Source organism: Variovorax sp. GW460-12-1-14-LB1 (assembly GCF_059423605.1).
This window is the reverse complement of the sequence record NZ_JBWKYF010000074.1, coordinates 23,144-32,800: the sequence shown is the minus strand read 5'-3', so window position 1 is coordinate 32,800 and position 9,657 is coordinate 23,144. Positions and strand designations below refer to the sequence as shown.

Here is a 9,657-nt window from a genome sequence, read left to right as displayed (position 1 = left end):
CCCCGGGGTGGGGTCGCCAGAGGGGGAAGGGGTCGCCATGCGTGTTGTCTCCGCTGTGTTTCGGGGCACTGTAGCGCCGGCCTTTCGCATCGTGGAGTGGCGGCTGACAAGCCGGCGACACGGGTTTTCCCGATTTCCCACACGCCGGATGCCCCTGTCGCCGGGCTGGGACAATGGCGGGCTTATGGCAAAACAACGGATCGTGGTCGGGCTGAGCGGCGGGGTGGACTCCGCGGTCACCGCGCACCTGCTCAAGCAGCAGGGGCACGAGGTGGTCGGCATCTTCATGAAGAACTGGGAAGACGACGACGACAGCGAGTACTGCTCGTCGAACATCGACTTCATCGACGCCGCCAGCGTGGCCGACGTGTTGGGCATCGAGATCGAGCACGTCAACTTCGCCGCCGACTACAAGGACCGCGTGTTCGCCGAGTTCCTGCGCGAGTACAAGGCCGGCCGCACGCCGAACCCCGACGTGCTGTGCAACGCCGAGATCAAGTTCAAGGCCTTCCTCGACCACGCCATGCGGCTGGGCGCCGAGAAGATCGCCACGGGCCACTACGCCCGCGTGCGCCTCGACGAAGCTTCGGGCCGGCACGAGCTGCTCAAGGGGCTCGACAACTCGAAGGACCAGAGCTACTTCCTGCACCGCCTGAACCAGGCGCAGCTGTCGAAGACGCTGTTCCCGGTCGGCGAGCTGCACAAGACCGAGGTGCGCCGCATCGCGGAAGAGATCGGCCTGCCCAACGCGAAGAAGAAGGACTCGACCGGCATCTGCTTCATCGGCGAGCGGCCGTTCCGCGACTTCCTGAACCGCTACATCTCCAAGGAGCCGGGCCCGATCAAGGACGACCGCGGCCGCAAGCTCGGCGAGCACCAGGGCCTGAGCTTCTACACGCTGGGCCAGCGCCAGGGGCTGGGCATCGGCGGCGTGAAGGAAAAGGGCGCCCAGCGCGGCGCGGGCGACCATTCGCCCTGGTTCGTCGCGCGCAAGGACGTCGAGAAGAACACGCTGTGGGTGGTGCAGGGGCACGACCATCCGTGGCTGCTGTCGTCCGAACTGAAGGCGGACGACGCGAGCTGGGTCGCCGGCGAGGCGCCCGGCGCGGGCGCCTACGGTTCGAAGGCGCGCTACCGGCAGGCCGACGCGGCCTGCGAACTGTCCGAGGGCGCCAACGGCGCCTTCAGCCTGCGCTTCGGAGCGCCGCAATGGGCGGTCACGCCAGGGCAGTCGGCCGTGCTGTACGACGGCGAACGCTGCCTCGGGGGCGGCGTCATCGTCTGAACCGGCCTCAGCGGGGCTGCCGCACGCTGTCTTCGGTGTGGATCAGCGCGAGCGGGTGGCGCTTGCCGGCGAGGTAGTCCTCGACGCAGCGCAGCAGCAGCGGGCTGCGATGGCGCGCCGCGCTGGCGCGGATCTCGTCCACGGTCATCCAGAGCGTGCGCACGATGCCTTCGTCGAGCGCACGACCTTCTTCGCGTGCGCCCAGCTCGCCGGTGAAGGCAAAGCGCATGTAGGTCACGTCGGGCTGCTCGGCCGAGCGCGCCATGTACACGCCCAGCAGCGCGGTCGGCGTGAAGGCGTGGGCCGTTTCCTCGAGCGTCTCGCGAATGCAGCCGTCCTCGGGCGACTCGCCGGGGTCGAGGTGGCCGGCCGGGTTGTTGAGCTTCAGGCCGTCGTCGGTCTGCTCTTCGACGAGCAGGAAGCGGCCGTCTTGCTCGATCACCGCGGCCACGGTGACATTGGGTTTCCAGCGTGTGGGCATCGTGGGCGCGAGTCTATCGGCATCTCGGCTATCGCACGACATAGCCGCTGAAGCGCCAGATGCGGTCGGCGTCGAGCCGGAAGCTCACCCGTTCGCGCAGCGTGCGCTCGGGCGTGTTGCCGAAGCGGGTCTCGTACTCGACGCTGACGTACTGGCCGGCCGCATCGGCGTCCGGGTCGGTCACGACCTGCCGGTGCACGGCCACCCAGGTGCGCTGCTGCGGCCCGCCGAGCGGGGCGCGGCTTTTGGCCACCTTGCTGGCGAAGTCGGTGCGGGTGATGCGCTTGCGGGTGGCGGGCGTGGCGCCGTCCCACAGCTCGCCGGCCTCGTTCCGGTCGATCATCTGGATCGCCTGCAGGCCGCCGCGCACCATGTCGCTGGCCTCGACGTCTTCAGCGAGGGCGGGGAACAGGCCGCTGCACAGCAGGAGCAGCGCGGCCAGGAGGAGCCGGGGCATGGGGAAGGGCGCTTGTTCGGACAGAACAAGTTGGAGGCCGACGGGGAGGAGGGGTTCCCTGCCCGGCCTGCCGGGGCATGCGCTCAGCGCGCGTTGGAAGCTGCAGCGGCGGGCCGCGTGTCGACCTCGATGGTTTCCAGCCGGTAGCCCAGACCGTACACGGCCAGCAGCAGGAAGCCGTTCGACGGACGCAACTCGAGCTTGGTGCGCAGGCGCGACACGTGGGTGTCGAGCGAGCGCGACAGCGCCTCGACCCCCAGCCCCCAGACCGCCTCGTGCAGGTGCTCGCGCGAGAGCAGGCGCCCCAGGTTCTGGAACAGGAAGAGCGCGAGTTCGTACTCGCGGTTCTTCAGCTCGACCAGCTCGCCGTGGACCCGGATGGTGCGCGAGGGCGGAAAGAAGTGGTACGGGCCGAACACCATTTCGGGCTCGTTGCGCGAGGGGTAGGCGCGGCGCAGCAGGGCGTTGATGCGGGCCTCGAACTCGATCGGGCGCAGCGGCTTGGCCATGAAGTCGTCGGCACCGACATTGAGGCCTTCGACCATGTCGCTGTCGTCGTGGTGCTCGGTCACGAACAGGATCGGCATGCGGCTCTTGTAGTCCTGCCGGATCGTCTTGACGACGTCCGGGCCGTTCATGTCCGGCAGGCGCCAGTCGAGGACCAGCAGGTCGAAGGTTTCGCGGCGCATGGCGTGCAGCAGCGCCTTGCCGGCGGCGTACGTGTGGCACTCGTGACCGAGGCTCGCCATGGATTGGTTGATCAACCGGAGTTGGTCCGGCTCGGTGTCGAGTACTGCAATGCGCATTCCATTCCCTTGTTCCGCCCTGTGGGGACCTCTATGTGTCCGCAATATGAATCGAAGTGTATCTATCTGCGTCTGAAATCATTGCTGTGAATTGCTATTAATTCACGCAAATTGATTTTATGTATGTGGTTCAATTGCTAATTGAATCCAATTGGTGTTAGTTGATTGCAATCTAGAACCAGAGCGAGCGAAGGCGCCACAAGCGCTTCTGCGGCGGTCACCCGTGTTTCCCCCGGGGTCGTACCGGCCGCCAATTTGCTATCAATTAAATAGCTACATGTGCAGTGCCTGCGGGCGTTGAGCAGCAAAAAGAACGCGGCATTCTGGCGACAGGTGCGCTTGTAATCTTGCTGTAAGCTCTGCCCGCAATCCGTGCTGCCCCTTCCCCCTGAGGAGAACTCTATGTTGATAGGCGTGCCTGCCGAGACAGCGGCTGGCGAAACCCGAGTGGCCGTTACACCCGAAACGGTGAAGAAACTGGTGGCCTCCGGGCACACCGTGCGCGTGCAGGCCGGTGCCGGCATTGCAGCCAGCGTCACCGACGCGGCGTACCAGACGGCAGGCGCCGAGATCACCGATGCGGCCGGGGCGCTCTCCGCCGACATGGTGCTCAAGGTGCGCACGCCCAGCGACGCCGAGGCGGCGCAGCTGAAGGCCGGCGCGGTCGTCATCGGCATGCTCAATCCTTTCGACGCGGCCGGCCTGCAGCGCCTGGCCGCCGCGGGCGTCACGGGCTTCGCGCTCGAAGCCGCGCCGCGCACCACGCGCGCCCAGAGCATGGACGTGCTCAGCTCGCAGGCCAACATCGCCGGCTACAAGGCCGTGATGATCGCGGCCGACAGGTACCAGCGCTTCTTCCCCATGCTGATGACCGCCGCCGGCACCGTGAAGGCCGCGCGCGTCGTCATCCTGGGCGTCGGCGTGGCCGGCCTGCAGGCCATTGCCACGGCCAAGCGCCTGGGCGCCGTCATCGAGGCCTCGGACGTGCGTCCGAGCGTCAAGGAACAGATCGAGTCGCTGGGCGGCAAGTTCATCGACGTGCCCTACGAGACGCAGGAAGAGAAGGACGCGGCCGAAGGCGTCGGCGGCTACGCCCGCCCGATGCCCGCCAGCTGGCTCACGCGCCAGCAGGCCGAGGTCGCCAAGCGCGTCGCGCTGGCCGACGTGGTCATCAGCACCGCGCTCATTCCCGGCCGCGCCGCGCCCACCCTCGTCACCGAGGACATGGTCAAGTCGATGAAGCCGGGCTCGGTGATCGTCGACATCGCGGCCGGCAAGGGCGCCGACGGCATCGGCGGCAACTGCCCGCTGTCGGAGGCCGACAAGACCGTGGTCAAGCACGGCGTGACCATCGTGGGCGAGACCAACCTCGCGGCGCTGGTGGCGGCCGACGCGTCGGCGCTGTATGCGCGCAACGTGCTCGACTTCCTCAAGCTCGTCGTCACGAAGGAAGGCGCGCTCAAGATCGACCTCGAGGACGACATCGTCGCCGCCTGCCGCGTCACGCAGGACGGCCAGGTCACGCGCAAGTAAGAGCAGGCTGCCCTCCATGAACCGCACCATGCTCCGCGCGAAGCTGCATCGCGCCACCGTGACCGAAGCCGACCTGCACTACGAAGGCTCGTGCGGCATCGACGAAGACCTGCTCGACGCGGCCGACATGCGCGAGTACGAAAAGATCGAGCTGTACAACGTCAACAACGGCGAGCGCTTCTCGACCTACATCATCAAGGCGGCGCGCGGTTCGGGCGCCATCTCGCTCAACGGCGCGGCGGCGCGCAAGGCGCATGTGGGCGACCTGCTCATCATCTGCACCTACGCCCCCATGACCGAGGCCGAAGCCGCCGACTACAAGCCCAAGGTGGTGCTGCTTGGCGATGCCAACCGCATCAACGAAGTCAAGAAGCTCTGACAGAGCCCTGGACAAGAGACAGAGACCGAACGAGGAGAACACAACACCATGGAAATCGTTTCGCACACCGTCATCAACCTGACCATCTTCGTGCTGGCCATCTACGTCGGCTACCACGTGGTCTGGACCGTCACGCCCGCGCTGCACACGCCGCTCATGGCCGTGACCAACGCCATCTCGGCCATCGTGATCGTGGGCGCCATGCTGGCCGCCGCGCTCACCACCACGCCGCTGGGCAAGACCATGGGCGTGCTCGCCGTGGCGCTGGCCGCGGTGAACGTCTTCGGCGGCTTCCTGGTCACGCGCCGGATGCTCGAGATGTTCAAGAAGAAAGACAAGAAGGCCGCCCCCAAGGCTGCAGAGGGAGCCGCCAAGTGAGCATGAACCTCGTCACGCTGCTGTACCTCGTTGCCAGCGTCTGCTTCATCCAGGCCCTGAAGGGCCTGTCCCATCCCACCACCTCGATCCGCGGCAACATCTTCGGCATGACCGGCATGGCGATCGCCGTGCTGACCACCATCGCGCTGGTCCACGGACAGGCGCGCGCCCTCAACGTCGACTTCACCACCGGCATCGCCTGGGTGCTGGCCGCCGTCGTGGTCGGTGGCGGCCTGGGCGCGTTCATGGCCAACAAGGTCGAGATGACCAAGATGCCCGAGCTGGTCGCCTTCATGCACAGCATGATCGGCCTGGCCGCGGTGTTCATCGGCGTGGCCGCGGTGGCCGAGCCCTGGGCCTTCGGCATCACGGCCGCGCCCGTGGCGGCGGTCGTCGGTGCGCGCACGCCCGATGGCGCGGTCCTCTTCGAGGGCTTCGTGCGCCATGCCATTCCTTATGGCAACCGACTCGAGCTGTTCCTGGGTGCGGCCATCGGCGCCATCACCTTCAGCGGCTCGGTCATCGCCTTCGGCAAGCTCTCGGGCAAGTACAAGTTCCGCCTGTTCCAGGGCGCGCCGGTGCAGTTCTCGGGCCAGCACATGCTGAACCTGGTGCTGGGCCTGGCGACCATCGGCCTGGGCCTGGTGTTCGTGGCCACCGAAAGCTGGCCGGCGTTCTTCGCGATGCTGGCGCTGGCCTTCGTGATGGGCGTGCTCATCATCATCCCGATCGGCGGCGCCGACATGCCGGTGGTGGTGTCGATGCTCAACAGCTACTCGGGCTGGGCGGCGGCCGGCATCGGCTTCAGCCTGAACAACGCGATGCTGATCGTGGCCGGTTCGCTGGTGGGCTCTTCGGGTGCGATCCTGAGCTACATCATGTGCAAGGCCATGAACCGCTCGTTCTTCAACGTGATCCTGGGCGGCTTCGGCGGCGAGGCAACCACCGCCACCGACGGCGCGAAGGAACAGCGTCCTGTGAAGAGCGGCAGCGCCGACGACGCGGCCTACATGCTGTCCAACGCCGAGACGGTGATCATCGTGCCGGGCTACGGCCTGGCCGTGGCGCGCGCCCAGCACGCCGTGAACGAACTGGCCGAGAAGCTCACGCACAAGGGCGTCAAGGTGAAGTACGCCATCCACCCCGTGGCCGGCCGCATGCCGGGCCACATGAACGTGCTGCTGGCCGAGGCCGAGGTGCCCTACGACCAGGTGTTCGAGATGGAGGACATCAACGGCGAGTTCGCGCAGGCCGACGTGGCGATCATCCTGGGTGCCAACGACGTGGTGAACCCGGCCGCGCTCACCAAGGGCACGCCGATCTACGGCATGCCGATCCTGGAAGCCTACAAGGCCAAGACCGTCATCGTGAACAAGCGCTCCATGGCCGCCGGCTACGCGGGCCTGGACAACGAGCTCTTCTACATGGACAAGACCATGATGGTCTTTGGCGATGCGAAAAAAGTAGTGGAAGATATGGGCAAGGCCATCGAATAGGCCGAAGGTCCGTGCCCGCGATGCGGGCCTGATCGTCGCGGCGCCTCACGTGCGCCGTTTTCGTTTTTAAAAACTCATCCGACTCCGAGGAGACACATCCATGACCGAACGCCCCTGGCTCAGCAGCTACCCGCAAGGCGTGCCCGCCGACATCGACGCGTCGCACTACCCGTCGCTGGTGGCGCTCATGGAGGAGAGCTTCACCAAGTACGCCGACCGCACGGCCTACAGCTTCATGGGCAAGGACGTGAGCTACGGCGAGACCGACAAGCTCAGCAAGGCCTTCGCGGCCTACCTGCAGGGCCTGGGCCTCGTGAAGGGCGACCGCGTCGCCGCGATGATGCCCAACTGCCCGCAGTACCCGATCGCGGTGGCGGCCATCCTGCGCGCCGGCCTGATCCTGGTGAACGTGAACCCGCTGTACACGCCGCGCGAACTCGAGCACCAGCTCAAGGACTCGGGCGCCAAGGCGATCGTCATCATGGAGAACTTCGGCACCACGCTGCAGCAGTGCATCGCGAGCACGCCGATCAAGCACATCGTGCTGGCCTCCATGGGCGACCGGCTCGGCTTCCTGAAGGGCGCGCTGGTCAACTACGTGGTGCGCAACGTCAAGAAGCTGGTGCCGCACTTCAGCCTGCCGGGCGCCGTGCGCTTCAACGACGCGCTCGACAAGGGCGCGGGCGGTTCGCTCAAGCCCGTGGCCACCGGCCCCGACGACGTGGCCGTGCTGCAGTACACCGGCGGCACCACCGGCGTGTCCAAGGGCGCGGTGCTGCTGCATCGCAACGTGATCGCCAACGTGCTGCAGTCCGAAGCCTGGAACGAGCCCGTCATGGCCAAGGTGCCGGCCAACGAGCAGCCCACCAGCGTGTGCGCGCTGCCGCTGTATCACATCTTCGCGTTCACGGTCGGCATGATGCTGAGCATGCGCACGGGTGGCAAGCTGATCCTGATCCCGAACCCGCGCGACATTCCCGGCGTGCTCAAGGAACTGTCGAAGCACACCATCCACAGCTTCCCGGCCGTCAACACGCTGTTCAACGGGCTGGCGAACCACCCCGACTTCAACACCGTCAACTGGAAGAACCTGAAGGTCTCGGTCGGCGGCGGCATGGCGGTGCAGGCCGCGGTGGCCAAGCTCTGGCTCGAGAAAACCGGCTGCCCCATCTGCGAGGGCTACGGCCTCTCGGAAACCTCGCCCTCGACCACCTGCAACCCGACCAACAGCACGGCCTACACCGGCACCATCGGCCTGCCGCTGCCGAGCACCTGGCTCAAGCTGCTCGACGACGACGGCAACGAAGTGCCCACGGGGGAGCGCGGCGAGATCGCCATCAAGGGCCCGCAGGTCATGGCCGGCTACTGGCAGCGCCCCGACGAGACCGCCAAGGTCATGACGCCCGACGGCTACTTCAAGAGCGGCGACATCGGCGTGGTCGACGAGCGCGGCTACTTCAAGGTGGTCGACCGCAAGAAGGACATGATCCTGGTGTCGGGCTTCAACGTGTACCCGAACGAGATCGAGGATGTGGTGGCGATGCTGCCCGGCGTGCTCGAATGCGCCGCGGTGGGCGTGCCCGACGACAAGACCGGCGAGGCCGTGAAGCTCGTCATCGTCAAGAAGGACGAGTCGCTCACCGAAGCGCAGGTGCGCGAGTACTGCCGCGCCAACCTCACGGGCTACAAGCAGCCGCGCGTGATCGAGTTCCGCACCGACATGCCCAAGACCCCGGTGGGCAAGATCCTGCGGCGTGAACTGCGGGATAGCAAGAAGTAGTAAGGGTTCCGCCCGGGTGGGGCCGGGGCATCGATCTTGCATATTCGCGGGTCGATGCTCAGATTCATCTATGTCCGCCTAGGCTTGCTCGTGCCGACCTTCATCGGCATGACGCTGCTGGCCTTCTTTCTCATCCGGCTGGTGCCGGGTGACCCCATCGAGACGATGGCCGGCGAGCGCGGGATCGACCCCGCGCGCCACGCCGAGCTGCGCACCGCCATGGGCCTGGACAAGCCCCTGCTCGTGCAATACGGCATCTACATCGGCCGCGTGCTGCAGGGCGACCTGGGCAAGTCGCTCATCACGCAGGACACGGTGATGAGCGAGTTCCTCGCGCTCTTTCCGGCCACCGTCGAACTCGGCGTCTGCGCGATTCTCTTCGCGCTGCTGCTCGGGCTGCCGGCCGGCATCGTCGCGGCAGTGCGGCGCAATTCGATCTTCGACCACGGTGTGATGGCCACGTCGCTCACCGGCTACTCGATGCCGATCTTCTGGTGGGGCCTGCTGCTCATCCTGTTTTTCTCGGTGCAATTGGGCTGGACGCCGGTGTCGGGCCGCATCTCGGTGCAGTACTTCGTCGAGCCGCAGACCGGCTTCCTGCTGATCGACGCGCTGCGCGCCGGCGAAACCGAGGCCTTCTGGTCGGCGCTGCACCACCTGATTCTTCCGGCCATCGTGCTGGGCACCGTGCCGCTGGCCGTCATCGCGCGCATGACGCGCTCGGCCATGCTCGAGGTGCTGGGCGAGGACTACATCCGCACCGCGCGCGCGAAGGGCCTGTCGCGCTTTCGCGTGGTGGGCCTGCATGCGCTGCGCAATGCGCTGATCCCGGTCGTCACGGTGATCGGCCTGCAGATCGGCGTGCTCTTCACCGGCGCGATCCTGACCGAGACCATCTTCTCCTGGCCCGGTGTCGGCAAGTGGCTCATCGAGGCCATCGGACGGCGCGACTACCCGGTGTTGCAGGGCGGCATGTTGCTGCTGGGCGGCATCGTGATGCTGCTCAACCTGCTGGTGGACATCGCCTACGGCGTCATCAACCCGCGGATCAGGCACTGAGTC

10 protein-coding genes are annotated in these 9,657 nt (G+C 66.6%); 7 read left to right on the top strand and 3 right to left on the bottom strand.

Going from position 1 to position 9,657, the window contains the following annotated elements; translation table 11 throughout:
• Window positions 1-184 precede the first annotated feature (184 nt).
• Window positions 185-1,285, top strand: coding sequence for a tRNA 2-thiouridine(34) synthase MnmA (mnmA, locus tag AC07Y4_RS27335; RefSeq protein WP_487848780.1), 1,101 nt, complete (start codon window positions 185-187; stop codon window positions 1,283-1,285).
• A gap of 7 nt (window positions 1,286-1,292) precedes the next feature.
• On the opposite strand, the gene AC07Y4_RS27330 is transcribed toward mnmA, so the two are convergent.
• The 3 genes from AC07Y4_RS27330 to AC07Y4_RS27320 form a co-directional block, all read right to left on the bottom strand.
• Complete coding sequence (locus tag AC07Y4_RS27330) at window positions 1,293-1,766, bottom strand: NUDIX hydrolase (protein WP_487848779.1); 474 nt, start codon at window positions 1,764-1,766, stop codon at window positions 1,293-1,295.
• A gap of 28 nt (window positions 1,767-1,794) precedes the next feature.
• Complete coding sequence (locus AC07Y4_RS27325) at window positions 1,795-2,223, bottom strand: DUF4019 domain-containing protein (protein WP_487848778.1); 429 nt, start codon at window positions 2,221-2,223, stop codon at window positions 1,795-1,797.
• 83 nt (window positions 2,224-2,306) lie between these two features.
• Window positions 2,307-3,029, bottom strand: coding sequence for a response regulator transcription factor (locus AC07Y4_RS27320; protein ID WP_062481504.1), 723 nt, complete (start codon window positions 3,027-3,029; stop codon window positions 2,307-2,309).
• Window positions 3,030-3,431: 402 nt separating this feature from the next.
• Here AC07Y4_RS27320 and AC07Y4_RS27315 point away from each other — a divergent pair, with 402 nt between their 5' ends.
• From AC07Y4_RS27315 to AC07Y4_RS27290, 6 genes are all read left to right on the top strand, one after another.
• On the top strand, window positions 3,432-4,562 hold the full coding sequence (locus AC07Y4_RS27315) for a Re/Si-specific NAD(P)(+) transhydrogenase subunit alpha (protein WP_139702225.1): 1,131 nt from the start codon (window positions 3,432-3,434) through the stop codon (window positions 4,560-4,562).
• A gap of 16 nt (window positions 4,563-4,578) precedes the next feature.
• A complete protein-coding gene (gene panD, locus AC07Y4_RS27310) occupies window positions 4,579-4,941 on the top strand; it encodes an aspartate 1-decarboxylase (protein ID WP_062481508.1) in 363 nt (120 codons plus the stop codon).
• A gap of 48 nt (window positions 4,942-4,989) precedes the next feature.
• Window positions 4,990-5,319: an NAD(P) transhydrogenase subunit alpha part 2 gene (locus AC07Y4_RS27305; RefSeq protein WP_062481510.1), complete on the top strand. Its 330-nt coding sequence runs from the start codon at window positions 4,990-4,992 to the stop codon at window positions 5,317-5,319.
• Window positions 5,316-6,815, top strand: a complete 1,500-nt coding sequence (locus AC07Y4_RS27300) for an NAD(P)(+) transhydrogenase (Re/Si-specific) subunit beta (protein ID WP_354345439.1) — start codon at window positions 5,316-5,318, stop codon at window positions 6,813-6,815. The genes AC07Y4_RS27305 and AC07Y4_RS27300 overlap by 4 nt, the downstream gene beginning before the upstream one ends.
• 100 nt (window positions 6,816-6,915) lie before the next feature.
• A complete protein-coding gene (locus tag AC07Y4_RS27295; protein ID WP_070063399.1) occupies window positions 6,916-8,595 on the top strand; it encodes a long-chain-fatty-acid--CoA ligase in 1,680 nt (559 codons plus the stop codon).
• A gap of 54 nt (window positions 8,596-8,649) precedes the next feature.
• Window positions 8,650-9,654 (top strand): ABC transporter permease subunit, encoded by a 1,005-nt coding sequence (locus AC07Y4_RS27290; RefSeq protein ID WP_070063398.1) that lies wholly within the window; start codon window positions 8,650-8,652, stop codon window positions 9,652-9,654.
• Window positions 9,655-9,657 lie beyond the last annotated feature (3 nt).

Coding starts and splice junctions, on each gene's coding strand:
- panD (WP_062481508.1), top strand. CDS start 4,579: ATGAACCGCACCATGCTCCGCGCGAAGCTGCATCGCGCCACCGTGACC.
- mnmA (WP_487848780.1), top strand. CDS start 185: ATGGCAAAACAACGGATCGTGGTCGGGCTGAGCGGCGGGGTGGACTCC.
- AC07Y4_RS27320 (WP_062481504.1), bottom strand. CDS start 3,029: ATGCGCATTGCAGTACTCGACACCGAGCCGGACCAACTCCGGTTGATC.
- AC07Y4_RS27305 (WP_062481510.1), top strand. CDS start 4,990: ATGGAAATCGTTTCGCACACCGTCATCAACCTGACCATCTTCGTGCTG.
- AC07Y4_RS27290 (WP_070063398.1), top strand. CDS start 8,650: ATGCTCAGATTCATCTATGTCCGCCTAGGCTTGCTCGTGCCGACCTTC.
- AC07Y4_RS27315 (WP_139702225.1), top strand. CDS start 3,432: ATGTTGATAGGCGTGCCTGCCGAGACAGCGGCTGGCGAAACCCGAGTG.
- AC07Y4_RS27330 (WP_487848779.1), bottom strand. CDS start 1,766: ATGCCCACACGCTGGAAACCCAATGTCACCGTGGCCGCGGTGATCGAG.
- AC07Y4_RS27295 (WP_070063399.1), top strand. CDS start 6,916: ATGACCGAACGCCCCTGGCTCAGCAGCTACCCGCAAGGCGTGCCCGCC.
- AC07Y4_RS27325 (WP_487848778.1), bottom strand. CDS start 2,223: ATGCCCCGGCTCCTCCTGGCCGCGCTGCTCCTGCTGTGCAGCGGCCTG.